General features: G+C 60.2%; 21 protein-coding genes and 1 pseudogene. 16 read left to right on the top strand and 6 right to left on the bottom strand.

All coding sequences use genetic code 11. The annotated features are described in order from the left end of the window. The 3 genes and pseudogenes from EXN68_RS23855 to EXN68_RS23845 form a co-directional block, all read right to left on the bottom strand. A pseudogene (locus EXN68_RS23855) lies at positions 1 to 195 on the bottom strand (sugar ABC transporter permease); the annotation flags it as partial. Positions 196 to 319: 124 nt separating this feature from the next. After that, complete coding sequence (locus EXN68_RS23850) at positions 320 to 1597, bottom strand: D-tagatose-bisphosphate aldolase, class II, non-catalytic subunit (RefSeq protein ID WP_142843236.1); 1278 nt, start codon at positions 1595 to 1597, stop codon at positions 320 to 322. Next, positions 1594 to 2601, bottom strand: a complete 1008-nt coding sequence (locus EXN68_RS23845; RefSeq protein ID WP_161991471.1) for a tagatose kinase — start codon at positions 2599 to 2601, stop codon at positions 1594 to 1596. The genes EXN68_RS23850 and EXN68_RS23845 overlap by 4 nt, the downstream gene beginning before the upstream one ends. Positions 2602 to 2903: 302 nt before the next feature. Here EXN68_RS23845 and EXN68_RS23835 point away from each other — a divergent pair, with 302 nt between their 5' ends. The 10 genes from EXN68_RS23835 (at position 2904) to EXN68_RS23785 (ending at position 13360) form a co-directional block, all read left to right on the top strand. After that, a complete protein-coding gene (locus EXN68_RS23835; RefSeq protein ID WP_161991470.1) occupies positions 2904 to 4217 on the top strand; it encodes an ABC transporter substrate-binding protein in 1314 nt (437 codons plus the stop codon). A 263-nt stretch (positions 4218 to 4480) separates the two neighbouring features. Then, on the top strand, positions 4481 to 5251 hold the full coding sequence (locus tag EXN68_RS23825) for a galactitol 2-dehydrogenase (RefSeq protein ID WP_142843234.1): 771 nt from the start codon (positions 4481 to 4483) through the stop codon (positions 5249 to 5251). A gap of 16 nt (positions 5252 to 5267) precedes the next feature. Further along, complete coding sequence (locus EXN68_RS23820) at positions 5268 to 6278, top strand: D-altritol 5-dehydrogenase (RefSeq protein WP_142843233.1); 1011 nt, start codon at positions 5268 to 5270, stop codon at positions 6276 to 6278. Between the two features lie 114 nt (positions 6279 to 6392). Then, the gene (locus tag EXN68_RS23815) at positions 6393 to 7406 is read left to right on the top strand and encodes a LacI family DNA-binding transcriptional regulator (protein WP_048902871.1); all 1014 of its coding nucleotides are present in this window, start codon (positions 6393 to 6395) and stop codon (positions 7404 to 7406) included. A 262-nt stretch (positions 7407 to 7668) separates the two neighbouring features. Next, positions 7669 to 9027 (top strand): NAD(P)H-dependent oxidoreductase, encoded by a 1359-nt coding sequence (locus tag EXN68_RS23810; protein ID WP_161991469.1) that lies wholly within the window; start codon positions 7669 to 7671, stop codon positions 9025 to 9027. A 17-nt stretch (positions 9028 to 9044) separates the two neighbouring features. Next, complete coding sequence (locus EXN68_RS23805) at positions 9045 to 9347, top strand: putative quinol monooxygenase (RefSeq protein ID WP_080820760.1); 303 nt, start codon at positions 9045 to 9047, stop codon at positions 9345 to 9347. A gap of 12 nt (positions 9348 to 9359) precedes the next feature. Further along, the gene (locus EXN68_RS23800; protein WP_142843231.1) at positions 9360 to 10286 is read left to right on the top strand and encodes an NAD(P)-dependent oxidoreductase; all 927 of its coding nucleotides are present in this window, start codon (positions 9360 to 9362) and stop codon (positions 10284 to 10286) included. Between the two features lie 100 nt (positions 10287 to 10386). Then, positions 10387 to 11382, top strand: coding sequence for a DctP family TRAP transporter solute-binding subunit (locus EXN68_RS23795; protein WP_142843230.1), 996 nt, complete (start codon positions 10387 to 10389; stop codon positions 11380 to 11382). A 142-nt stretch (positions 11383 to 11524) separates the two neighbouring features. Then, a complete protein-coding gene (locus EXN68_RS23790; RefSeq protein WP_003522700.1) occupies positions 11525 to 12076 on the top strand; it encodes a TRAP transporter small permease in 552 nt (183 codons plus the stop codon). A gap of 3 nt (positions 12077 to 12079) precedes the next feature. Continuing rightward, positions 12080 to 13360, top strand: coding sequence for a TRAP transporter large permease (locus EXN68_RS23785; protein WP_142843229.1), 1281 nt, complete (start codon positions 12080 to 12082; stop codon positions 13358 to 13360). Between the two features lie 24 nt (positions 13361 to 13384). Here EXN68_RS23785 and EXN68_RS23780 read toward each other — a convergent pair whose 3' ends face one another. Both EXN68_RS23780 and EXN68_RS23775 read right to left on the bottom strand, forming a co-directional pair. Further along, the gene (locus EXN68_RS23780; protein ID WP_065656179.1) at positions 13385 to 14281 is read right to left on the bottom strand and encodes a LysR substrate-binding domain-containing protein; all 897 of its coding nucleotides are present in this window, start codon (positions 14279 to 14281) and stop codon (positions 13385 to 13387) included. Between the two features lie 85 nt (positions 14282 to 14366). Further along, the gene (locus tag EXN68_RS23775; protein WP_003522697.1) at positions 14367 to 15569 is read right to left on the bottom strand and encodes an MFS transporter; all 1203 of its coding nucleotides are present in this window, start codon (positions 15567 to 15569) and stop codon (positions 14367 to 14369) included. 123 nt (positions 15570 to 15692) lie between these two features. On the opposite strand from EXN68_RS23775, the gene EXN68_RS23770 reads away from it, so the two are divergent. Continuing rightward, entirely contained in the window at positions 15693 to 16547 is an 855-nt protein-coding gene (locus EXN68_RS23770; RefSeq protein ID WP_080837053.1) for an AraC family transcriptional regulator, read from the top strand. Here the strand turns inward: EXN68_RS23770 and EXN68_RS23765 are convergent. After that, on the bottom strand, positions 16544 to 17434 hold the full coding sequence (locus EXN68_RS23765; RefSeq protein WP_080820769.1) for a helix-turn-helix domain-containing protein: 891 nt from the start codon (positions 17432 to 17434) through the stop codon (positions 16544 to 16546). The genes EXN68_RS23770 and EXN68_RS23765 overlap by 4 nt on opposite strands. A gap of 92 nt (positions 17435 to 17526) precedes the next feature. Between EXN68_RS23765 and EXN68_RS23760 the strand changes: the two genes are divergently transcribed. The 5 genes from EXN68_RS23760 to EXN68_RS23740 all read left to right on the top strand — a co-directional run bounded on the left by EXN68_RS23760 (position 17527) and on the right by EXN68_RS23740 (position 23890). Continuing rightward, complete coding sequence (locus EXN68_RS23760; protein ID WP_142843228.1) at positions 17527 to 18798, top strand: ABC transporter substrate-binding protein; 1272 nt, start codon at positions 17527 to 17529, stop codon at positions 18796 to 18798. A gap of 254 nt (positions 18799 to 19052) precedes the next feature. Beyond that, positions 19053 to 19913 (top strand): carbohydrate ABC transporter permease, encoded by an 861-nt coding sequence (locus EXN68_RS23755; RefSeq protein ID WP_003523586.1) that lies wholly within the window; start codon positions 19053 to 19055, stop codon positions 19911 to 19913. Beyond that, positions 19910 to 20746, top strand: a complete 837-nt coding sequence (locus tag EXN68_RS23750) for a carbohydrate ABC transporter permease (protein ID WP_046800394.1) — start codon at positions 19910 to 19912, stop codon at positions 20744 to 20746. Before EXN68_RS23755 ends, EXN68_RS23750 begins: the two co-directional genes overlap by 4 nt. 9 nt (positions 20747 to 20755) lie before the next feature. After that, complete coding sequence (locus EXN68_RS23745; protein WP_065656174.1) at positions 20756 to 21841, top strand: ABC transporter ATP-binding protein; 1086 nt, start codon at positions 20756 to 20758, stop codon at positions 21839 to 21841. A gap of 45 nt (positions 21842 to 21886) precedes the next feature. Continuing rightward, positions 21887 to 23890: an aldo/keto reductase gene (locus EXN68_RS23740; RefSeq protein WP_142843227.1), complete on the top strand. Its 2004-nt coding sequence runs from the start codon at positions 21887 to 21889 to the stop codon at positions 23888 to 23890. Positions 23891 to 23977: the final 87 nt, after the last annotated feature.

Below are 23977 nucleotides of genomic sequence, written 5' to 3'. Positions count from 1 at the left end.
GAAGGCCGGGTCGGTGTAGAAATACTGGTAATTGAAGAGACCCGCAAAGCTGACATTGGCCGGGTTGAGGAGATTGTAGTTCTGGAACGAGAACCACAGCGTCATCGCCAGAGGCACGATCATCCACACCAGCAATAACAGCACCGATGGCGCAAGCATCACCCGCGCCAGACCGCTCGTGTTTCGAGTTGCCATTAGTCGTCCTCCCTCACGGATACAGTTATGAGTTTGAGCGGGATTCCAAATGAAAACCGCTCGCACTTCCCCCATTTCGCTCCGGCGGCCTCTGCCGCAGGGGCATCCGGATTTATGATTGCCGTCAGTGGCGGCCTTCGCCCGTCGCCGCGTGATAGGTCGCCAGAACCTGATCCACAGCCGCGATCAAAATCTCTTCCGCGTCTTCGCCCGCAACTGTGGCGAGCGGTAATTCGCCGAGATACTGGCGCAGCAGGGTTTCGGGAATTGTCTTCCCATCCAGCGCCTCATGCAAGGCGGAAACGGCCTGCAACGCTTCCGGCCGCGTCCAGTAATAACGGATGCGGTCGCTGTAACTATAGTGGCGCTGCAATCGCAGCGTGATGTCGTCGCCATGGTAATGGCCCTGCCAGTCGCCCGGCGCGCTCAACATCAGTTTTTCCATGGTCCGCGCCAGCGGCCGGTCGCCATAGGTGCCGACCATTTCGGATGCGATCATATCAAGCGCATAAAGCGCTTCCCGGTAAGCGAAGGTGAGGCCCGGACCCACCTTGAGGATCGGATATCCGTCGCGCACCAGTGCGGCAAGGGCAGGTTCGGTCTGGTAATCGGTGGAATGGGCCTCAAACACCAGCTGCGGTTCGCCGTCCAGAACGGCGCTCAGCGCCTCCGCGGCCTGCGGATCATAAGCGACGACATTGTCGCTGCCGAATTCCACGCCGGGCTGCACGACGAAAGCGATGACCCGTTCGAAGGCTTGCGAAAGACCGTGCTGCGCGAATATCTCGCGGTGAAGGTCGATGGTGTTGCGCGCCGCCTGCGGCTGCGTTGGCGCAACCGTGTCGAGCACATGGTCGGCACCGCCAGGCACCGGCACTTCGGTGCCGAGAATATAAAGCGGTTTGGGCAGGCCGGCATCGGTGGCCGCCTTTTCGGCAACGGCCGCAAGTTTGGCGGCGCGGTTGGCGATGGTGACGTCATCCAGCGCTGCCGGCTCACCGGCGCAGCCCATCGATGCATCAAGGTGAATCTTGCGAAAGCCCGATGCCACATAGGCCTCGACCATGGCGGCGGCTTTTATCAGCGCCTCTTCGGCCTTCTCCCTGCGCCAGGGGTTGGGTCCGAGATGATCGCCGCCGAAAATCAGGAGTTCGCCGGGCAGTCCTTCTTCCGCCGCGATGCTGTTGACGAAGGCAACGAAATCACGCGGCGTCATGCCGGTATAACCGCCGAGATGGTTGACCTGATTGCAGGTCGCCTCGATCAGCACGGCTGTCTTGCTGGCGGCGGCGCGGCGGATCGCGGCGCGCAGGACGACGGGGTGGGCCGAACAGACGGACGTGATGCCCGCGGGTTTGCCGGCGCGGCGGGCGGCGGCGAGATTTTCCAGAATGGCGGTCATAGGACTTCCTCCGACAATTGCGCGGCCATGAAGGCATCGAGTTCGGCAAGGCTGGCAGCGCCCTCCATCGGGCCGCGCCTGATGACGTTGTGGGCACCCGATGCATTGGCGTAAGCGAGCGCTTTTGCCGGGTGCATGCCGAGGCGGCGGCAGGTGAGGTAGGTTGCGCCGAAACAGTCGCCGGCACCGGTCGGGTCGATTTCCGCCACCTTCAGGCCGGGGGCGTCGATGCGCCCATGGGCGCGGCTGAAATGGCTTGCGCCCTTCGCGCCGCGTTTCAGCACGATTTCGCCGACACCGGAGGCGAGCAGCTTTTCGATTGCCGCATCCTCATCGTCCAGACCGGAGGCGGCCTGAAGTTCTTCGCCTGACGGCAGCAGGAGATCGGTGACGGCAAGCAGATCGTCGATCAGCCTGCGGCCTTCGTCACCCTGCGCCAGTTCCTTGCGGATGTTCGGATCGAAAGACACCGAACCGCCACGTGCCCTGACATGTCTGATCGCTGCCAGAATGATGTCGCCAATGCCGGCAATCGCGAAGGCCGATCCCATGACGTGCACATGGCCGGCTTTTTCGATGAGCGCCTGCGCCTCATCGGTCATCTGCGTTTCGCTGGCCGCGGAATGGGCGATGTTGAAAACGAAGTCGCGCGCGCCGTTCTCACGGTAGCGCACGAAGGCGCTGCCGGTCGGGCGATCTGGAATAGTGGCGATGGCCGAGACATCGACGCCGTCGCGGCGCAGCCTTTCGACATTGAGGCGGCCGAAATCGTCGTCACCGACTGCGGCAATGATGCCGGCGGTTCCGCCGCACCGCGCCACCTGATCGATGAAGATGGCCGGTGCGCCGCTCGGGAAAGGGCCGATCAGCGTTTGCGGCTCGAGAAAGCCGTTTCCCACCGTCGTCGCCATGATCTCCACGAGGATTTCGCCGGCCGTGATGGTCGGGCCCTGGGTCTGCGGCGCCAGTGTAGATGCCTGCCTCATCGTCTCCTCCATAAGCATGTGCTGCCGTCCTGCCGGGCAGGTGCATTTCCGGTCTGTTATTTTCTCGGATATCAGTTAAAGTTTACGCGCGTCAAGATATTAATGGATGAAATATCTGCTGCAATGCAGCAAGGGAAATGCTCGAAATAATAAATTATGAAGCGAATATACTGGTATAAACAAGGATTTATGCGGGTTTCGGGCGGTTCGGTTGCGCGATGATTTATTTTTGGATGTTGACAATGGACGCAATTTCGCGAGATAAAAAATTTACGCATGTATTGTTATGCGTGGACATCCGTAAAGGAGGAGCGGGTATCATGAACAAATTCATTGGAATTCTGTCGTCGTCTGTAGTTGGAGCCGGGCTTCTGGCCGGGCTGGCGCAGGCGGAAGAGATCAACATCGCCACCGTCAACAATGGCGACATGATCATCATGCAGAAGCTTTCCAGCGCCTGGGAGAAGGAAACAGGCAACAAGATCAACTGGATCGTGCTGGAAGAGAATGTTCTGCGCGAACGCGTCACCACCGACATCGCCACCAATGGCGGGCAGTTCGACATCATGACCATTGGTGGTTACGAAGCGCCGATCTGGGGCAAGCAGGGCTGGCTGGCGCCGGTCGACGATCTCGGCGACGATTACGATTACGCCGATCTGCTCGACCCGATCAAAAAGGGCCTGACGGTGGACGGCAAACTTTACGCCGTGCCGTTCTACACCGAAAGCTCGTTCACGCTTTACCGCAAGGATCTGTTCGACGCCGCAGGCCTGAAAATGCCTGACAATCCGACCTACGACCAGATCAAGGATTTTGCCGCCAAGCTGACCGACAAGTCGAAACAGCAATATGGCATATGCCTGCGCGGCAAGCCGGGCTGGGGCGAAAACATGGCCTTCCTCGGCACCATGATCAATACCTATGGCGGCCGCTGGTTCGACATGGACTGGAAACCGCAGCTGACGAGCGAGCCGTGGAAAAAGGCGATTGCGGATTATGTGGCGCTGATGACCTCCTACGGCCCGCCCGGTGCGGCCGCCAACGGCTTCAATGAAAACCAGACGCTGTTTTCCTCCGGCCGCTGCGCCATGTGGATCGACGCCACCTCGGCGGCGGGCCGCGTTTATGACCCCAAGCAGAGCCAGGTTGCCGACAAGACCGCGTTTACGCGTGCTCCGGTCGAGGTAACGCCGAACGGTTCGAGCTGGTCGTGGTCCTGGAACCTTGCAATTCCAAACAGCACGAAGAAGCTTGAAACCGCCAAGTCCTTCGTCAAATGGGCGACTTCGAAGTCCTATGTGAAGACGGTTGGTGAAAGCGAGGGCTGGGTGGCCGTGCCGCCGGGTACGCGCAAATCCACCTATGAGCTGCCGGAATACAAGAAGGCTGCGCCTTTCGCGGATACGGTGCTGAAGGCGATCATGTCTGCCGATCCGTCCAAGCCGACCAAGGATCCGGTGCCCTATACCGGTGTGCAGTTCGTCGCCATACCGGAATTCCAGTCCATCGGTACGGTTGTCGGCCAGCAGATCGCGGCAGCCCTTTCCGGCCAGCAGACCGTTGATGCGGCGCTCGAAGGCGCGCAGAAACAGGTCGAACGTGACATGACCCGCGCGGGCTACATCAAGTAGCCGCGTCCTCCCGGCGTGCCGCCCGTTCGCCTTCTGGTGGCGGGCGGCATGGGTGGGGATCGAGGGCCAATTCTTCCCTCATTCCTGTGCCTGTCACAGGAATCCAGTCAGCCCAAGTCTTTGGGCTGGAAGGACTTTCTCGCCGCGTGAGAGCCGCGTCGGCTGGATTCCTGTGACAAGCACAGGAATGAGGGGAGTGAGGAAAAGCATCGAACAACAAACGAGCATGGCCAATTGACCCGCCATGCATCACGGAGATCGACATGAGATTGAACAACAAGGTTGCGCTGATCACCGGCGCTGCCCGCGGTATCGGCCTTGGTTTTGCGCAGGCTTTTGCCGATGAAGGCGCGAAGGTGATTATTGCCGATATCGATATCGCCCGCGCGACCGCCTCTGCCGCCGCCATCGGCCCCGCCGCCAAGGCCGTGAAGCTGGATGTGACCGATCTTTCAGAGATCGATGCGGTGGTGAAGGCGGTGGATGAGGAGTTCGGCGGCATCGATATTCTCGTCAACAATGCCGCGATCTTCGATATGGCGCCGATCAACGGCATTACCGAAGAGAGCTATGAGCGGGTGTTCGACATCAATCTCAAGGGACCGCTGTTCATGATGAAGGCTGTCTCCAATGTCATGATCGAGCGCGCGCGCGGCGGCAAGATCATCAATATGGCCAGCCAGGCCGGACGGCGCGGCGAGGCGCTGGTCACGCTTTATTGCGCCTCCAAGGCGGCGATCATTTCCGCCACGCAGTCGGCGGCGCTGGCGCTGGTCAAACATGGCATCAATGTCAACGCCATTGCGCCGGGTGTCGTGGATGGCGAGCATTGGGAAGTGGTCGATGCGCATTTCGCCAAATGGGAAGGCTTGAAGCCCGGCGAGAAGAAGGCGGCGGTGGCCAAATCCGTGCCGATCGGCCGTTTCGCCACGCCTGACGATATCAAGGGGCTGGCGGTGTTCCTCGCCTCCGCCGACAGCGATTATATTCTCGCCCAGACATACAATGTCGACGGCGGCAACTGGATGAGCTGAAAAGCCGGAGATGACCATGCATGCCATTCAATTCGTCGAGAAGGGACGCGCCGTGCTGGCGGAACTCCCTGTCGCCGATCTGCCGCCGGGTCACGCGCTCGTGCGGGTCAAGGCTTCGGGGCTTTGCCACACCGATATAGACGTGCTGCATGCGCGTTATGGTGACGGTGCGTTTCCCGTCATCCCCGGCCATGAATATGCCGGTGAAGTTGCGGCCGTGGCTTCCGATGTGACAGGCTTCAGGGCCGGTGACCGTGTGGCCGTCGATCCCAATTTGCCATGTGGCACCTGCGCCAGCTGCAGGAAGGGGCTGACCAACCTTTGCAGCACGCTGAAGGCCTATGGCGTTTCCCACAATGGCGGCTTTGCCGAATTCAGCGTGGTGCGTGCGGATCACCTGCACGGCATCGGTTCGATGCCCTACCATGTCGCGGCACTTGCCGAACCGCTCGCCTGCGTCGTCAATGGCATGCAAAGCGCTGGCATTGGTGAGACTGGTGTGGTGCCGGAGAGTGCGCTGGTGTTTGGCGCCGGTCCCATCGGCCTGCTGCTTGCCCTGTCGCTGAAAGCCCGCGGCATTCAGACAGTAACGATGGCCGATATCAATGAAAGCCGGCTGGCCTTTGCCGAAAGTCTTGGGCTCAAGGTGGCGGTGTCGGGCTCGGAAGCGCTCGTGCGGCAACAGAAGTCTTTCGATTTTGTGGCCGATGCGACGGGTATTGCCGCCGTTGCCGAAGCGATGATCCCGCTGGTTGCGGATGGCGGCACCGCGCTGTTTTTCGGCGTCTGTGCGCCGGATGCCCGCATTTCGGTGGCGCCTTTCGAAATCTTCCGGCGTCAGCTGAAGCTTGTCGGCTCCCATTCGCTGAACCGCAACATACCGCAGGCGCTTGCCATTCTGGAGACGGATGGCGATGTCATGGCGCGGCTGGTGTCGCACCGGTTGCCGCTTTCGGAAATGCTGCCATTCTTTACAAAAAAACCGTCCGATCCGGCGACGATGAAAGTGCAGTTTACGGCCGAATAATCGTTTGGCCGTTGATAACCATTCGACCGGCTTTTCGTGCGAAGGCCGGTCGATATAGAGTACCACATGTAATATTTCATGGGGGCAAGCACTTTGGCCAAATCTATCAGGACGATGGAAGAATTTTCGGAATTCGTCGGCCTTTCCCGCCCGACTGTTTCGAAATACTTCAATGATCCGGCCTCGGTCCGCAAGAAGACGCGGGACACCATCGAGGATGCGCTGAAGAAATCGGGCTTCCGGCCGAATATATTCGCCGTCAACCTCAACCGCCGCCGTTCCAATATCATCGGCATCATCATTCCGAACTCGACCGACCCGTTCTACATGGCGCTGACGAGCCGCATCGAACTCATCGCCAATGAGGCGGGGTTCCTTGCCTTCGTGCTGTCTTCGGATGGCAAGGCGGAAATCGAGGACCGGGCTATCCGCACCTTCAAGTCGATGAATGTGGCGGGCGCGATCATCGCGCCGCTCGGCGTCAAATCCCATCGCGCCACGCTGGAGCAGCTCGCGGCCAGCATTCCGATCGTTTATGTCGATTCGCCGCTGGATGAGACTTCGGCCTTTGTCGGCACGGACAACCGCCAGAGTGTCGGGCTGATGGTGGATTATCTCTGCCGTTCGGGTGAACCGCCCTGTTTCTTCGATATGCCGCAGGTCAATACCAACGCTGCGACACGCCGCACGGCCTATGAGGAAGCGATGCAGCGTCTGGGCTTCGAGCCGCATGTCATCGATGTTCCCGGCATCGTCACCTGGGATTTCGAACGTTTCGCCTTTGATGAGGCGAGCAGGCTGCTGGATGGGGCAGGGCATTTGCCATCCCGCACCATTTTATGCGCCAATGACCGTATCGCCTTCGGCGTCATCGCCGCCGCCTTCCAGAAGGGCATCAAGGTTGGCCATGGCTCCGACTACGATCTCAGGGTTGCCGGCCATGACGACCATCCGCTGTCGCGTTATGCCTGCCCGCCGATTACCACGGTGGCGCAGAATTATAACGAGATCGGCAGGCTGTCGATCGAGCTTCTGCTGCAGAAGCTGGATGATGAGACGGATGACACGACGCGGATGCGTGAACGTATCCTGCTCAGCGCCGATCTGATGCTGCGCAAATCGGCCTGATGGCTTGTTAGATAAACTAAACGAAAAATCTGATTTTCTAAATAGAACTAATATCCGAACGCTCCTACTCTGGTCTCAAGGTTGCTTTGGGAGGCGACCGCGAGAGCCGGCGCAAGTGTGTGCCGGGATCCGGGAGGAACGCAGAAACGTCATGTGGCCAGCGCCGCGAGGGGTGAACCTTCGCTGCCTCGGTATCGCATGGCCTTCGCCGGGCAGTCTGGACATTCTCGCCAGCAATTTCCCCAGCGAAGGATGTCAAAACATGAATCTCTATTCTCTTCTGTCAGCGCGTGCAGCCGGCGGCAAACCTGTCCGGGTTGGTCTCATCGGTGCCGGCAAGTTCGGCTCCATGGTGCTGGCGCAGGCGCAGCGCATCGCCGGTTTCCACATGGTCGCCGTCGCAGACCTCAATGTCGGCAAGGCAAGGGAATCGTTTGACCGCGTCGGCTGGCCGAAGGAGCGTTACGACGCGACGAATTGCGCCGATGCGCTGAAGAGCGGCAAGACCTATGTGACCGACGATGTGAACGAGCTTTTCGCCTGCGGCGAGATCGAATGCGTGATCGAAGCGACCGGCCATCCGCTGGCCGGTGCACGCCATGCACTGGGCGCCATCGAGCACAACAAGCACGTCGTCATGGTCAATGTCGAAGCCGATGTCATGGTCGGGCCGATCCTTGCTGAGAAGGCGCGGGCGAAGGGCCTGATTTACTCCATGGCTTACGGCGACCAGCCGGCGCTGATCTGCGAACTGGTCGACTGGGCGCGCGCCACCGGCTTTGAGGTCGTTTCCGCCGGCAAGGGCATGAATTTCGAGCCGCGTTACCGTTATTCGACGCCGGACACGGTCTGGGGTTATTTCGGCTGGACGGACGAGGAAGTGGCCAAGGGCGACTTCAATCCGAAAATGTACAATTCCTTCACCGACGGCACCAAGGCGGCCATCGAAATGGCGGCCGTCGCCAACGGCACGGGGCTGGATTGCCCGGATGACGGTCTGGCCTTCCCGCCCGCCGGCCTGCACGATCTCGCCCGCGTCTTCCGCCCCGCTGCCGATGGCGGACGTATGTCGCGCTCCGGTCTGGTCGATATTGCTGCGAGCCAGGAGCCGGACGGACGCGAGGTGTTCAACAACATTCGCTACGGCGTTTTCGTCACCTTCAAGGCGCATAATGAATATGCCCGTGCCTGCTTCAAGCAATATGGCCTGCTGACCGATCCCTCCGGCTGGTACGCCTCCATGTGGCGTCCTTTCCACATCATCGGGCTGGAAACCTCGATCAGCGTGCTCTCCGCCGTGCTGCGCAATGAGGCTACCGGTTGCTCCAGGGAGTTCCGCGGCGATGCGGTGGCGACCGCGAAGAAGGATATGCAACCCGGCGAGATGCTCGACGGCGAGGGCGGTTACGCGGTCTGGGCAAACGCCATTCCGGCCACCCGCAGCCTTGACATCAAGGCGCTGCCGATCGGCCTTGCCCATAATGTCAAGCTGAAGCGCGCCATCAAGAAAGACCAGATCGTCAGCTTCGACGATGTGGAGCTGGTCAATGATCTGGATGTGGTGAAGCTGCGCCAGGACATGGAAAACCAGTTCCGTCCGCAAAAGGACGCCGCGGCGTAATGGACGGGAGAGAGGACATGTCGAAGGGAGCTTTCGTGGTGATCGCAGAATTCCGGGTGAAGCCCGACGCGATGGACGCCTTTCTCGATGCGGCGCGCGATGACGCCAGGCACTCGGTTCAGGATGAACCGGGCTGCCAGCAATTCGATGTGGTGCGGCCGGAAACCGGAAACAACGTGGTGTTCTACGAGGTCTATGACGACAGGCAGGCTTTCGATGACCATCTGAAGACACCCCATCTCGACCGGTTTCGGGAAGCATTTCCCGCCCTCATCGAAGAAGAACTGCCGGTGCGTTTCCTGAACCGGCAATGGCTCTGAAGGATGGAAACGATGGCTGACATTCGCCGGATCGCCGTTATCGGAACGGGTATCATGGGCGCTCCGATGGCGGGGCGTCTGGCGGAGGCCGGGTTTTCCGTCAAGGCCTGGAACCGCAGCGCTGAAAAAGCTGCGGTTCTGGCGGCAAAGGGCGTGCAGCCGGCGGACACGGCTGCCGAAGCTGCGGCCGAAGCCGATGTCGTCATCTGCATGCTGAGTTCCGGGCCGGTCTGCAACGAGGTTCTGTTCGGTGCCTCGGGTGTCGTTTCCACCATGAACCCCGGTGCTATTCTGCTGGTGATGAGTTCCATTCCGGTCGACAGCGCACGGGAACAGGCTGAGGCGGCCAAGGTTTATGGCGTCGCTTATGTCGACGCACCGGTTTCCGGTGGTGAAAAAGGGGCGATCGAGGGAACGCTCGCCATCATGGCCGGCGGTGAACAGCGGGATGTGGATGCATTGCGGCCACTCCTCAATTGCCTTGGCCGCGTCACCCATGTCGGGCCGGTGGGTTGCGGCTCACTGGCCAAGCTTGCCAACCAGCTGATCGTCGCCTCGACAATCTGCGCTGTTGCCGAAGCGTTGACGCTGGTTGAAGCGGGGGGAGCCGATCCGGCGCAGGTGCGCCAGGCTTTGCTGGGCGGTTTTGCCGAGTCCACCGTCTTCCGCCAGCACGGAAAACGCATGGTGGAGGGCGATTTCCGCCCCGGCGGCCCGGCGAAATACCAGGTGAAGGATACGTCCACGGCGCTGGCTTTCGCCGAAAGCCGTGGCCTGAAATTACCGGTCGGCGAGGAGGTTGACCGGCTGTTCCGCTCCATGGTCGAGCATGGCGCGGGTGAGCTTGATCACAGCGGTGTGATCCTTGAGATTAAGCGCATGAATGCGTTTGGAGGAACGCTCGAAACTGTCCAGAGCATTTCCAGTAAAAGTGCGTAGCGGTTTTACGTCCGGATAATGCGCTAAAACAAAGAGATAGAGCACGTCCAAAGATTCCGTTTTAACCGGACGTGCTTCATAGATAACAAGGGAGGAACACATGAAAATTTCGAAACTTTACGGGCTGGCTCTCGCCGCCACCATGCTGGTCGCATCCATCGCGCAGGCCGAAACGCTGACACTTTCGACGCCGGATGCCGACAATTCCGAAATCACGCTCGCCGCCAACAAGTTTGCCGAGATCGTCTCGAAAAAGACCGACGGCAAACTCAAGATCAAGGTATTCCCGAACGGCACGCTGTATGGCGGCGACCCTTCGGCGGGCGTCAAGCAGCTGGCCGGCGGTTCGCTGGACATGCTTTTGAATTCGACCTCGCTTTACGCGACCTTCAATCCCAAGTTCACGGCCATCGCCATTCCCTACCAGTTCCGTGATATCGACCAGCTCCGGGTCTATCTCGACAGCGATCTCGGCAAGGAGCTTTCCACCGATCTGAGCAAGATAGGCATTCTCGGGCTCGATCTCTGGTCGCGGCCGCTGCGCCAGATCACCAATTCCAAGGCGCCGATCAAATCACCGGGCGATCTCAAGGGTATGAAGCTGCGTGTGCCGAACAATCCGCTCTGGGTCGAGTTCTTCGGCGCCATGGGGGCTGCCCCGACACCGATGGCCTTCGCTGAAGTTTACAATGCGCTCCAGCTGAAAGTTGTCGATGGGCAGGAAAATCCGGTTAACGTGCCTGTCAGCGCCAAGCTTTACGAAGTGCAGAAATATCTGACGATCAGCAACCACATTGCTGACGCCTGGGTGCTGGGCATGAACCCGGCCCGCTTCGAAGGTCTCGACGAGGGCTTCAAGACGGCACTGAAGGAAGCGGCGACTGAAACCGAGCTTTGGAAAGCGCAGAACGACGCTGCCGATATCGACAAGTCGCTTGAGACGCTGAAGAAGAACGGCATGGAGGTCAACACGCTGACCGACGACGAGCGCAAGGCCTTCGTAGAGGTCGCGGCCGGGCTTTCGGCGAAGTTCTCGGCGCTGGTGAAAGATCAGGCGTTCTTCGACAAGACGCAGGCTTTCCTGAAGACGAACTGACGTTTCCCGCACTTGGACGCCGGGCCTGCATCTTTTGGCAGGCCCGGCCATCCCCAAACGTCAGCAGGCGTTGCTTTGCCGGAAAGGCAGGGTGGCATTCGGTTCACCGGATATCCGGTTTCAGCAGTGGAAGGGTATTGTCATGCGCGATACGAAACCTTCGGTGCTCGGCACCATCGTAAAACTCATCGCCGATATAGCCGCGGGGGCAGCCTGCGCCGGCATTCTCATCGTCGTGCTTCTTCAGGTCATCGGCCGCCTCATCGGCAGTCCGCTTCCCTGGACCGAGGAGGCGACCCGCTTTCTTTTCATCTGGATGGTCTTCCTTGGCCTTGCCGCCGGTTTCCGCACCGTGGAAAGCGCCCGTGTCGTGGTGTTTCTGGTGCTGTTCCACCGCTTCTTCCGGCGGCTGGCGGTGCCGATCTATGTCGGTTCATCGGTGTTCTTCTTCGGCATGATGGGCTGGACGGGTTTCACCCTGGTGCGCCAGCAGATCATGATGAACGAGACCGCCGCCACCCTGCCGATCCCGATGTGGGCCATCGGCATGGTTTTGCCCGTTTCAGCCATCATCGCCGTGCTCGCCATCATCGAATCGCTGCGCAGCCGCCGGGAGCTCATCGCGCTTCCCGAGCTTGGCCTGCCGGCGGACGAGATCGCCCATGCCGATATCTCCATTTCAGCAGGACATTGAGCTATGTCGGTCTTTCTTCTCATCGCCTTTTTCGGTCTCAGCATGCTTGGCGTGCCGCTTGCCATTGCGCTGGCGCTCGCCAGTGTCGGCACGCTGTGGCTCTTCACCTCCATGCCCATGGACCTGCTGTCGCAGACGATGTTCTCGTCGATGAACTCCTTTCTTCTTGTCGCCGTGCCGCTGTTCATTCTGGTCGGCACGGTCATGGAGCGGGGGCGGGTGGCGGAGCGCATCTTTGATTTCGCCGAGGCCATGGTCGGCTGGCTTCCCGGCGGGCTTGGCCACGTCAACGTCATCTCCTCGGTGATTTTTTCCGGTGTCTCCGGCTCGTCCGTCGCCGATATCGCCTCGGTCGGCGCCATCGAGATCAAGGCCATGGAGCGGCATGGATTTCCAAAGGGTTATGCCGTCGGCATGACGCTCTGCACCTCCACGCTCTCCTCGATCATTCCGCCGTCGATCCTGATCGTGATTGCCGGCTCCATCGCCAACGTGTCGATCGGCACGCTGCTGATCGCCGGTCTGGTGCCCGGCCTCTTCATCGCCTTCGCCTTTCTGGTCTTCAACCACTTCTATTCGGTGCATTATGGTTACAATCCGCCGACACCGTTCAATTTCCGTCTGGTGGTCGTCACCGGTCTGCGCGCAATCCTGCCGATGCTGACACCGCTGATCCTGATCATCGGCATTGCCAGCGGCCTGTTCACGCCAACGGAAGCAGCTGCCATCGCGGTGGTTTATGTCGCGGTGCTTGGCGTCATCGTCTATCGCACGCTGCCGCTGCGGGAGTTGCCGGAAATATTGATCTCGACGGCGCGCATTTCCGGCACCATCCTGTTCATCGCCGCCACCTCGCAGCTTGCCGCCTGGGTCTTCACCTTCGATGGCTTGCCCGAACAGGTGGCCGAGCTTTTGCAGGCCATGAACCTCGGCCCCATGACCGGCATGCTCGTCATCTTCGTCTTCCTGCTGATCATCGGCATTTTCATGGAAGCGATCCCGGCGATGTTCATCCTCATCCCCGTTCTGATGCCGCCGGTGGAGGCACTGGGCATCGATCCGATCCATTTCCTGATCGTGACTGTCATGACGCTGACACTCGGGCTGGTGACGCCGCCGGTGGGGGTCTGCCTGTTTGCGGCGGCACAGGTGGCGAATATGAAGATCGAGGATGTCATTCGCGGTTCGCTGGCGCCGATGACGGTGCTGACGCTTGCCATCTTCGCGCTGGTGCTGTTCCCGGTGCTGACGCTCGGGCCAATCCGGCTGATGGGGCTTTATTGACGCGCAAACGGATTGCCTGAACCATCAGACAACGCGGCGGGCTTGCCACTCGTCGCGTTGTTTTCGCATCCACTCCAGAAACAGCATGACTTTTCTCTGCCGCAGATGGGAATGCGGGCAGACGATCCATTGGGTGACGAGCTTGATGCGCGGCGCGTCCGTCACGGCCGGCACCAGCATCTTGTCCTGCAGCTCCCGCTCCATCATCAAGGTGCTTTCCAGCGCCACGCCGATGCCGAGAACGGCGGCATCGATGGCCATGTGGCTGCGGTCGAACAGGACCCGCCGCCAGCGCTTTTCGGCTGTCACGCCGGCCAGAGGGAACCAGTGGTTCCATTGCGCCTGCGCCTTCACCGAATGGATCAGCCGCTGGTTCTGCAATTCCTCGGGCAGAAATTTACCGGCGCCCTTATAATTTGGCGAACAGACCGGCAGGAATTCCTCCTCCACCAGCCCTTCCACGAAGAGGCCCGGCCAGCGGCCATCGCCATGGCGCAGCTCTATATCGACGAGTTCCTGCGAAAAATCGGTCGGCTCGTTGGTGCCGTCGAGGCGCACTTCCAGTTCCGGGTGTTCCTCCAGAAACGAGCCGAGACGCGGCAGCAGCCATTTGTTGGAGATTGTCGGCGTCGCCCGGATCGTCAGCGTGGTGACAGAGCGGAAGCCGCGAATACTGTCGGTGGCGTCTGATATCTGTTCGATCTGGGCGGTGATCATCGAGAAATAGCGCTCGCCCGCTTCCGTCAATGTCACCTTACGGCCGGTTCGCGCCATCAGGGTCGTGCCGAGCTGGCCTTCCAGCAACTGGATCTGCTGGGAAACAGCAGATGGTGTGACGCTCAGTTCCTCCGCCGCCCGGGAAATGCTGCCCGCCCTTGCCGCGGCGTGGAAAACGAGGATCGATTTTATCGGGATTTGCATGGGTAGGGCTTTGCTCAACGGAATACGGCGGTCACCTGAGTATCACAGGTGACCGCCGTGTTGAAAAGCGTTGAACGCGAGGCTTTTAGCGGTGGCTCGGCAGTTTCGGCAGGAACACCGTGAGCAGGCCGAGCAGCGGCATGTAGGAGCAGATGCGGTAGACGAATTCGATGCCTTCCTTATCCGCATAAACACCCAGAACCGCAGCGCCGATGCCGCCGAAACCGAAGGCGAAACCGAAGAACATGCCGGCGATGAGGCCGACGCGGCCCGGCACCAGTTCCTGCGCGAACACGACGATGGCCGAGAAGGCGGAGGAGAACACGAAGCCGATGACGACGACGAGAATGGCCGTCCAGAACAGGTTCGCATAAGGCAGCAGCAGCGCGAAGGGAATGACGCCGAGGATCGAGAACCAGATGACGACGCGTGAGCCGAAACGGTCGCCGATCGGGCCGCCGAAGAACACGCCCAGTGCCGAAGCGCCGAGGAAGAGGAACAGCAGAACCTGCGCGTCCTGAACACCAAGACCGAACTTGTCGATGGTGTAGAAGGTGAAGTAGCTGGACAGGCTGGCGAGATAGGCATTCTTGGTGGCGGTCAGAACCACCAGCACCAGAAGCGTCATCATGACAGTGCCACGGGCAAGAGGAAGCGTGCGGCTGGCCGGCGCCTTGCCGACCGTTGCACGGCGATGGCGGGTGTACCAGACGCCAACCCAGGAAAGCACGCCAAAACCGACGAGCGCGATCAGCGAGAACCAGCTGAGGCTCGTCTGGCCGAGCGGGATGACGATGAAGGCGGCGAGCAGCGGGCCGATGGCCGTGCCGGTATTGCCGCCCACCTGGAAGAAGGATTGCGCCAGACCATGACGGCCGCCGGATGCGAGACGTGCAACGCGGGAGGCTTCCGGATGGAAGATCGCCGAACCGATGCCGATGAGGCAGGCGCCGATCACCAGAACCTCGAAACTATGGGCAAAAGCAAGCGTGATGAGGCCGGCGCAGGTGGATAGCATGGCGACGGGCAGGGAGAACGGCATGGGCCAGCGGTCTGTCACCATGCCGACAACCGGCTGCAGCAGCGAGGCGGTGACCTGAAAGGCGAAGGTAAGCAGGCCGATCTGCATGAAATCGAGCGCGTAATTCGCCTTCAGCAGCGGATAAAGCGACGTCAGCAGGGATTGCATGATGTCGTTCAGCATGTGGCAGAAGCTGGCGGCTGCGATGATCGAAAACGCCGTGCGTTGCGGATTGAAGCTGTTGCCGGCGCTGGTAACAGTGGCCATGATGAAGTCCTCTCGGGTTCCCGGCGGAAGACGGGAAACATGTCTTTATTTCTTCCCGCTTTTATTCATATTGTTTCTGGCCTGCATTTGTGTTCTGGACGATTTTCTTTGTGAGTGGGCCAAATGGCAAAAATCAAATCGCGGCAGCCTTCAGGACTGACGCATGACGAGCATGAACGCAGTCTGAAATTGATCGACGGTACCAATGAGCCGGTGCTGGCGCTTTGCCGCGTTTACCCCACCGGGCACCGGACGCCGCCCCACAGCCATAGCCGCGTGCAGATCTGGTGCGCCCGTCAGGGCGTCGTGCTTGTCAGCACTGCGGATGGTCGCTGGATGATACCGCCCGGTCATGGATTGCTCATTCCCGCCGGGCTGCAACATGAGGCGGAAACCATCTCGACGGTGGAGATGCATTCGATCTACGTCCATCCGGACCTGTTTCATGCGGGCGCACCGCGCGTGGTGGAAATAACCGATCTCGCCTCCAGCCTGATTTCGGAATTGCTGGGTGAAGAACACCAGCCGACGGCTTTTCACCGGCAGGGCCTTGTGCGGGCGCTGTTATTGGACGAGGTCAACCGCCTGCCGGAAAGGCCGCTCGGACTGCCTTTTCCAGATAATCAGCGTCTGGCGGCGCTGTGCCGCGATTTCCTGAAAAAGCCGGTGGCGCGGGTGGAGATCGATGACTGGGCGGCGGCCATGGGCATCAGCCGGCGTTCTTTTACGCGGCTGTTCCGCAAGGAACTGGGGTTGAGTTTCGTCACCTGGCGCCAGCAGGCCTGTATCTTCGCCTCCCTGCCAAGGCTGGCAGCCGGCGAAGCGGTGACGAATGTGGCGCTGGATGCCGGTTATGAAAACATCCCGGCTTTCACCACCATGTTCCGGCGAATGCTGGGCAGTTCACCAAGGGCCTATCGGCAGGCGGCGCGGCAGCGCAGCGCTGCTTTTTCCGATTTCGAAGAGATCGAAGGTTAAGCCGCAGTCGCCCGCATGTCGCGGCGGAAATCGGAAGGCGACATGCCGGCGATTTGGCGGAACGCCTTGTTGAAGGCGCTGACGGAGCCGAAGCCGCTTTCCATGGCGATCTGCAGGATATTGTCCTTGCCGGTCATCAGCATCGCCTGCGCGCGCGAAAGCCGCAGCAGGGTCAGATATTTGATCAGCGTCATGCCGGTGGATTTGCGGAACAGGTTCATCGCATATTTCGGATGCAGCGAGGCGGCGCGGGCAATCTCCGTCGCGTCGATATCGTCGAGAAAATTGGCGGCGATGAAGTCGCACATGCGCACCACGCCAATGGAGGGCGCCATGCCCTCGTCATCCTCCCTGCGTTTGCCATTTGCGGCGGATGATATGACGGAGTAGGGTTCAAGGAACATCCGCTCGACCCTGAGCAGCAATTCCTCCACCGCGTGCTGGGCTTTCGCCTGTTCGCCCGAAGTGACGTAACGAAACCAGCGGCCGAAGTTTTCCGCATCTGCCCGGTCGGTCTCAGCACTCACCATCGTAGCACCACCCATCAGCAGGCTGGAGACGGTGGCGGGCAGCCGCATGCGGAAGAAGTGCACCAGCGGCAGATGCGCGCCGGCGTAAAAGGAATCGTCGGAGGAGTGGTCCATCTGGTGCGGCTGGCCACCCCAGAAGATGCACATCTGGCCGGCATCGAGCGTCAGGTCGTGATCGCCCATGCGATAATGCACCGATCCCGACATCACGTAATTCACTTCCACCTGCGCGTGCCAGTGAGGCCTAAGCATGATGGGCGGATGATTGTGAAAAAGCTGCAGCGTCGTCGGCATGCCTTCGATGCTGCTTGCACCCGGCTGGTAGAAGGCTCTTTCAGCAATCTTACTTTCCGCCAAATCGATGTTCCCTTTTTACGAGACAGATTTCCTGCCGCCGCTAATGTGCCCATGTTCGCTGAAGAACGGCAATTGAAAAAGGGAGGTTTTCAATGTGCTTGAAATTTCTTGGCGCGTCTACGGCCATGCTGCTTCTCGCAGCTCCGGCTTTCGCGCAAACCGAAACCGTCACTATCTGGAGCTGGAACGTCGCGGCTTCCGCGCTGAAATCCACGGTAGAGGGCTTCAACAAGCAGAATCCGGATATCAAGATCGTCGTTGAAGACCTTGGAAACAATCAGGTTTTTGACAAGACGCTGGCTGCCTGCGCAGCCGGGGGCGATGGTCTTCCTGATATCGTCACCATTGAAAATTTCGAGGCGGAGCTGTTCTGGAGCCGTTTTCCCGATTGTTTCGCCAATCTGACCGAGCTTGGCTATACGCCTGAGAAACAGGCGCTTTTCCCGGATTTCAAACGTACCGAGCTTGAGGTTGACGGCACCGCCTACGCCGTTCCGTGGGACTCGGGTCCAGTGGCGGTGTTCTACCGCCGCGACTTCTATGAGAAGGCGGGTGTCGACCCAGCCACCATCAAAAGCTGGGATGATTTCATCGCCGCCGGTAAGAAGGTCATGGCCGCCAATCCCGGCACCGTCATGGCGCAGGCCGATTTCAACGGCGACAGCGAATGGTTCCGCATGATCGCCAATGAGCAGGGATGCGGTTACTTTTCGACCGATGGCCAGAATATCACCATCAACAAGCCCGCCTGTGTCGCGACCCTTGAAAAGGTCAAGGAAATGAAGGATGCGGGCATCATCACGGCCGCGATCTGGGATGAGAAAATCCAGGCCAATACGGCCGGCAAGGCCGCAAGCCAGATGTATGGCGCCTGGTATGAAGGCACGGTGCGTTCCGGTTCTCCTGACCTCTCCGGCAAATGGGGCGTCTATCTGATGCCGAGCCTGACGGCGGATGGCCCGCACGCGGCCAATCTCGGCGGCTCGTCTCTGGCGATCAGTTCGACATCCAAGAACAGGCAAGCCGCCTGGAAATATATCGACTACGCGCTCACCACCAATGAAGGTCAGGTGACGATGCTGAAATCCTTCGGCCTCGTTCCCTCACTGCTGTCCGCCATCGACGATCCTTTCGTCAAGGAAAAGCAGGCCTATTGGGGCGGGCAGGCGGTGTGGACCGATATTCTGGCCACCCTGCCGAAGATCGTGCCGAGCCGCGGCACGGCGTTCCAGTCGGATGCGGATGCGATCTACAAGGCGACGCAGACGAAATATTTCGCCGGCGGGTATCCCGATGCGAAAGCAGCGCTTGATGATGCGGCCAAGCAGATCGAAACGGCGACGGGGCTGCCCGTCGCGCAGTAAGCCGGTGGCCAGGACCGGGCGGGCGCCACAAGTTTCTTCTCCCCGAGGGGGAGAAGTCCGCGGCAGCGGGATGAGGGGGCGAGGGTAGCGATATCCGGTGAGCCAGCCCCCTCATCCGACCCTTCGGGCCACCTTCTCCCCCTCGGGGAGAAGAAACGCGCCGCACCGCCTTGCAATGGTCTCGCCCTCAAACGGGGGCAGGCCTCCAAGCTTTTCCATTTATCCGGCCCATCGTCCGGCACATGGAGGTCGTCATGCCGTCCAGGAACAGGATCGCTTATGCGTTCCTTGCGCCCTATCTCCTGATTTTCGCCACCTTCTGGGTCTGGCCGATCATCAGCTCGTTCATGCTGTCGTTCCAGAACACGCGGATCAATCCGTGGCGGTTTGCGCCTTCCATGAACTGGGGGCGGCTGGTTTCCGATCCGGCCTTTTATAATGCGCTTTATAATACGCTGATCATTCTGGTCATTCAGGTGCCCGTGATGATCGCGCTCGCCACCGTCATGGCGGTGCTGTTGAATTCGCCGCTCCTGAAGGCGCGGCCGCTTTATCGTTTTGCCTTTTTTGCGCCTGTCGTCGTTGGCGAGGTGGCCTATGCGGCTGTCTTCCGGCTGATGTTCAGCGCCGACTTCGGCATCATCAACAAGCTCATCACCTCCGTCGGCCTTTCGCCCATCTCGTGGTTCGACAATGCCAATGCGGCCATGGCGCTGGTCATCATTGCCGTGACATGGCGCTGGGCGGGGTATAACGCCATCATCATCCTCGCCGGGTTGCAATCGATCCCCGGCGATGTCTATGAAGCGGCGACGCTGGACAAGGTGAGCAAGCGCCAGCAGTTCTTTTATATCACCCTGCCGCTCCTCAAACCCATCATCCTGTTCTGCGTTGTCCTGTCGGTCATCGGCACAATGCAGCTGTTTGCCGAACCCTTCCTCATCACCAACAGGGGCGGGCCGGGCGGCGGCACGGAGACGCTGGGGCTGTTCCTTTATCGCCAGGGCTTCACCTCGCTCAATTTCGGTTATGCCTCGGCCATTGCGTACACCATGGCGGCGCTCGCCATCGCCATTTCGCTGCTTAATCTCTGGGTCGGGAGGGAGCCGAAATGAGATCGAAATCGAGATCGCTTTTCTGGCAGAAGATCGCGCTGCATGCGGCGCTGACACCGCTTGCCATCATCTGGCTGTTTCCGCTCTGGATGATGTTCGTGTTCTCGACCATGCCGGATTACGGCATTTTCAGCCCGGACATTGTTCTGGTGCCATCCACCAATTTCGTCGAGAATTTCAACAATCTGCAGGCGGATACCAATTTCCTCAGGGCCATGTTCATCTCGATCACCGTCGCCGTCATCTACACCGTGCTTTCGGTGTTCCTGACGTCGATGGCCGGCTGGGCGCTGGCGCGTTACCGCTTTGCCGGACGCGGGGTGGTGATCGCCATCATTCTCGGCACCATCACTTTGCCTTTTGCCGTCGTTGTCATTCCGCAATTCATCATGGTGGCGCGGGAATTCAAGCTCGCCAACACCTGGGTGGCGCTGATCGTGCCGCCGCTGTTCAACTCGCTCGGCGTGCTGTTCATGCGGCAATCCTTCTCGATGATGCCGACCGAGCTTTTCGACGCGGCACGGGTGGAAGGCGTCAAAGAGTGGCAGATCTTCCTGCGTATCGCCCTGCCATTGGCGCGACCCACCATGGCGGCGCTGTCGATCATTCTCTTCCTGGCCTCGTGGAACAATTACCTCTGGCCGCTTCTCATCAATTCCCGCCCAGGAATGATGACCGCCCCCGTGGCGCTTGGCACCCTCATCGGGCTCACCAAAGTGTCATGGGGCGGTATCATGGCCGGCGCGGTGCTGCTCACTGCACCCATTCTCGTGGTTTTCGTGGCTTTGCAGCGTCACTTCATCGCCGGCATTTCCGCCGGGGCAGTCAAGTAAGGGGGCCGCATGGCGGAACTTTCGCTCAACAACGTGGTCAAGCGTTACGGCGCGCTGGAAGTGATCCATGGCGCAAATCTGGAGGTAAAGGACGGGGAGTTCGTCGTTTTCGTCGGTCCCTCCGGCTGCGGCAAATCCACGCTTCTCAGAATGATCGCCGGGCTGGAGGATATTTCCGGTGGCGATATCGTGATTGGCGGCAGAACGGTCAGTGATGCCGACCCGGCAGATCGCGGCATTGCCATGGTGTTCCAGTCCTATGCGCTTTATCCGCATATGACGGTGGCCGAAAACCTCTCCTTTGGCCTTAGAATGAACGGTAACCCCAAGGCCGATACGCAAAAGCGGGTCAACCGCGCCGCCGAAATTCTGCAGATCAACGAGTTGATGCAGCGCCGGCCGAAACAGCTTTCCGGCGGCCAGCGCCAGCGCGTCGCCATCGGCCGCGCCATCGTGCGCGAACCGCAGGTCTTCCTGTTCGACGAGCCGCTGTCCAATCTCGATGCGGAATTGCGGGTGCAGATGCGTGTGGAAATCTCGCGCCTGCACAAGCAGCTCGGCACCACGATGATCTATGTGACGCATGACCAGACCGAGGCGATGACGCTCGCCGACAAGATCGTTGTGCTGCGGGCGGGCAATATCGAACAGGTCGGCGCGCCGCTCGATCTCTATGACGATCCCGCCAACCGCTTCGTTGCCGGTTTCGTCGGCTCGCCGAAGATGAATTTTCTCGACGCCACCATCATCGGCAGCGGCGCCGACAGCGTCACGCTCGCTCTCGACAGCGATCCTGCGGTGCGGCTGACTTTGCCGATAAAGGAAGGCGTCAACGAGGGGGCCAAGGTCTCGCTTGGCATCCGGCCGGAGCATTTTGCCGATGCGGGCGGGGGTGATGCCGATCTCACCGTGCATGTCGATGTCGCCGAACATCTCGGCAATACCAGCTATGTCTATGCCCGAACCGAAGGCGGCGAGCAGCTGATCATCGAACGGCCGGAATCGCGCGATGTCGGCAATCGCGACCGGCTGACTGTCGGCCTTTCTGCCCGCCGGGCTTTCCTTTTCGATAGCAAGGGCGAACGCCTGCGCTGAACCCTTTCCCAAGCACCCAAGACTGATATGAAAGACGAGGATTTCATGACGACCGAACAACCGATCCGCTGGGGCATCATCGGCCCGGGCACCATCGCCAGAACCTTTGCTGACGGTATCGCCCATTCCCGCACCGGCAGGTTAGAGGCCATCGCCACCCGCAATCCGGACAAGCCCGGCCTTGCAGAAGCTTTTGCCGGCGCGCGCATCATCCATGGGTACGATGCCCTGCTTGCCGATCCCGCTATCGATGCCGTCTATATCGCCACGCCCCATACCGGCCATGCCGAATGGGCGATCAAGGCGATCCGGGCCGGCAGACACGTGCTGGTGGAAAAACCCATCGCGCTCTCGGCCTATGATACCGACGCCATTTTCCACGAGGCGAAAAAGGCAGGCGTCTTCGCCGGCGAGGCCTATATGTACCGCCTGCATCCGCAGACGGCGAAATTGCTGGAACTGGTGAAGGCCCGGGCGGTGGGCGATATCCGCATCATCCGCTCCAGCTTCGGTTTCAACATGGGTTCGTTCCGGGCCGATCACCGGCTTTTTGCCAATGAAACGGCGGGCGGCGGTATTCTGGATGTCGGCGGTTATCCGGTTTCCATGGTGCGGATGATCGCAGGTGCCGTGGATGGAAAACCTTTTGCCGAACCGGAAAAGGTTGCGGGTGCGGCGCATCTCGGCCAGTCGGGCGTTGATGAATGGGCCTCGGCCGTGCTGAAATTCGCAAACGGCATCGTCGCCGAAGTCTCTTGCTCGATCATGGCGGCGCAGGACAATGTGCTGCGCATCATCGGCTCGGAAGGGCGCATCGAGGTCAAGGATTTCTGGTTCGCCGCCGGCCACAAGGGCGGCACCGGCCGGATCGATATCATCAGGGGCGACAAGGTCGAAACCATCGAATTGCCCGAGGATCGCTGGCTTTATTCCTTCGAGGTGGATGCGGCGGGTGAGGCAATCCGCCAGGGCAGACATGAATTCGCGGCACCCGGCATGGCCTGGGCCGACAGCCTCGGCAATCTGCGTGTCATGGACCAGTGGCGGGCTTCCGTCGGGCTGGAATACAGCATCGAAAAGGCGACATCTCGCATCGGAAATATCGCCGGTGGCAAGGTCGTTGCCGGAAATTCCGTTCCGAAGCGGCAGATACCGGGCCTTGCCAAGCCCGCTTCCGTGGTCGCGCTCGGTTTCGAATTCTTCCCCAATTTCGCCTCCGCATCCCTGACGCTTGATGCCTTTTACGAGGCGGGCGGCAATCTCTTCGATACGGCCTATGTCTACGGCGCAGGCAGGACCGAAGCGATTTTCGGCGACTGGCACACCAGCCGCAATGTGCCGCGTGAGGAGATCGTGCTGATCGGCAAGGGCGCACATTCGCCGCTCTGCTATCCTGACGTCATCGCCAGACAGCTGGACCAGTCGCTTGAACGGCTCAAAACGGATTATGTCGATGCCTATTTCATGCATCGCGATAATCCCGACGTGCCGGTCGGCGAATTTGTCGATGCCATGGATGCCGAAGTCCGGCGCGGCCGCATTCGCGGCATTTTCGGCGGCTCGAACTGGACGCGTGAGCGAATGGATGAGGCCTCGGCCTACGCGCAGAACAACGGCAAACAGGCGCCCGGCGCGCTTTCCAATAATTTCTCGCTTGCCGAAATGCTCGATCCCATCTGGGCAGGCTGCGTTGCGGCATCGGACGACGAGTGGAAGGCATGGCTGCAATCACGCCAGATTCCCAATTTCGCCTGGTCCAGCCAGGGGCGCGGTTTCTTCACCGACCGGGCAGGGCGCGACAAGCATGACGATGAGGAAATCGTCCGCGTCTGGTATTCCGACCGCAATTTCGTCCGCCGCGACCGGGCAATCGAGCTTGCGCAAAAACTCGGCCGCCACCCGATCCATATCGCGCTCGCTTATGTCATCGCCCAGCCTTTCCCGGTCATTCCGCTGATCGGGCCGCGCACGATTGCGGAGCTGGAAGACAGTCTTTCGGCGCTGGATATTGCGCTGACGGATGAGCAGGTGAAGTGGCTGGAGGCTTGAAAGGAAGAGAGGCGGCGGGTTTATTCGCCGCCTCCATGAGATAGGTAAAAAACGGTGCCACACGTTTCTTCTCCCCGCCGGGGAGAA

The organism is Martinezella rhizogenes (genome assembly GCF_007002745.1).
Classification (GTDB): domain Bacteria; phylum Pseudomonadota; class Alphaproteobacteria; order Rhizobiales; family Rhizobiaceae; genus Agrobacterium; species Agrobacterium cucumeris.
Note: the sequence above shows the minus strand (reverse complement) of the source record. Positions and strands in the feature narration are given on the sequence as shown.

What these genes read in the sequence shown, in the direction of transcription:
- EXN68_RS23850 (WP_142843236.1), bottom strand. Translation starts at nt 1,597, where the DNA reads ATGACCGCCATTCTGGAAAATCTCGCCGCCGCCCGCCGCGCCGGCAAA.
- EXN68_RS23845 (WP_161991471.1), bottom strand. Translation starts at nt 2,601, where the DNA reads ATGCTTATGGAGGAGACGATGAGGCAGGCATCTACACTGGCGCCGCAG.
- EXN68_RS23835 (WP_161991470.1), top strand. Translation starts at nt 2,904, where the DNA reads ATGAACAAATTCATTGGAATTCTGTCGTCGTCTGTAGTTGGAGCCGGG.
- EXN68_RS23825 (WP_142843234.1), top strand. Translation starts at nt 4,481, where the DNA reads ATGAGATTGAACAACAAGGTTGCGCTGATCACCGGCGCTGCCCGCGGT.
- EXN68_RS23820 (WP_142843233.1), top strand. Translation starts at nt 5,268, where the DNA reads ATGCATGCCATTCAATTCGTCGAGAAGGGACGCGCCGTGCTGGCGGAA.
- EXN68_RS23815 (WP_048902871.1), top strand. Translation starts at nt 6,393, where the DNA reads ATGGAAGAATTTTCGGAATTCGTCGGCCTTTCCCGCCCGACTGTTTCG.
- EXN68_RS23810 (WP_161991469.1), top strand. Translation starts at nt 7,669, where the DNA reads ATGAATCTCTATTCTCTTCTGTCAGCGCGTGCAGCCGGCGGCAAACCT.
- EXN68_RS23805 (WP_080820760.1), top strand. Translation starts at nt 9,045, where the DNA reads ATGTCGAAGGGAGCTTTCGTGGTGATCGCAGAATTCCGGGTGAAGCCC.
- EXN68_RS23800 (WP_142843231.1), top strand. Translation starts at nt 9,360, where the DNA reads ATGGCTGACATTCGCCGGATCGCCGTTATCGGAACGGGTATCATGGGC.
- EXN68_RS23795 (WP_142843230.1), top strand. Translation starts at nt 10,387, where the DNA reads ATGAAAATTTCGAAACTTTACGGGCTGGCTCTCGCCGCCACCATGCTG.
- EXN68_RS23790 (WP_003522700.1), top strand. Translation starts at nt 11,525, where the DNA reads ATGCGCGATACGAAACCTTCGGTGCTCGGCACCATCGTAAAACTCATC.
- EXN68_RS23785 (WP_142843229.1), top strand. Translation starts at nt 12,080, where the DNA reads ATGTCGGTCTTTCTTCTCATCGCCTTTTTCGGTCTCAGCATGCTTGGC.
- EXN68_RS23780 (WP_065656179.1), bottom strand. Translation starts at nt 14,281, where the DNA reads ATGCAAATCCCGATAAAATCGATCCTCGTTTTCCACGCCGCGGCAAGG.
- EXN68_RS23775 (WP_003522697.1), bottom strand. Translation starts at nt 15,569, where the DNA reads ATGGCCACTGTTACCAGCGCCGGCAACAGCTTCAATCCGCAACGCACG.
- EXN68_RS23770 (WP_080837053.1), top strand. Translation starts at nt 15,693, where the DNA reads ATGGCAAAAATCAAATCGCGGCAGCCTTCAGGACTGACGCATGACGAG.
- EXN68_RS23760 (WP_142843228.1), top strand. Translation starts at nt 17,527, where the DNA reads ATGTGCTTGAAATTTCTTGGCGCGTCTACGGCCATGCTGCTTCTCGCA.
- EXN68_RS23755 (WP_003523586.1), top strand. Translation starts at nt 19,053, where the DNA reads ATGCCGTCCAGGAACAGGATCGCTTATGCGTTCCTTGCGCCCTATCTC.
- EXN68_RS23750 (WP_046800394.1), top strand. Translation starts at nt 19,910, where the DNA reads ATGAGATCGAAATCGAGATCGCTTTTCTGGCAGAAGATCGCGCTGCAT.
- EXN68_RS23745 (WP_065656174.1), top strand. Translation starts at nt 20,756, where the DNA reads ATGGCGGAACTTTCGCTCAACAACGTGGTCAAGCGTTACGGCGCGCTG.
- EXN68_RS23740 (WP_142843227.1), top strand. Translation starts at nt 21,887, where the DNA reads ATGACGACCGAACAACCGATCCGCTGGGGCATCATCGGCCCGGGCACC.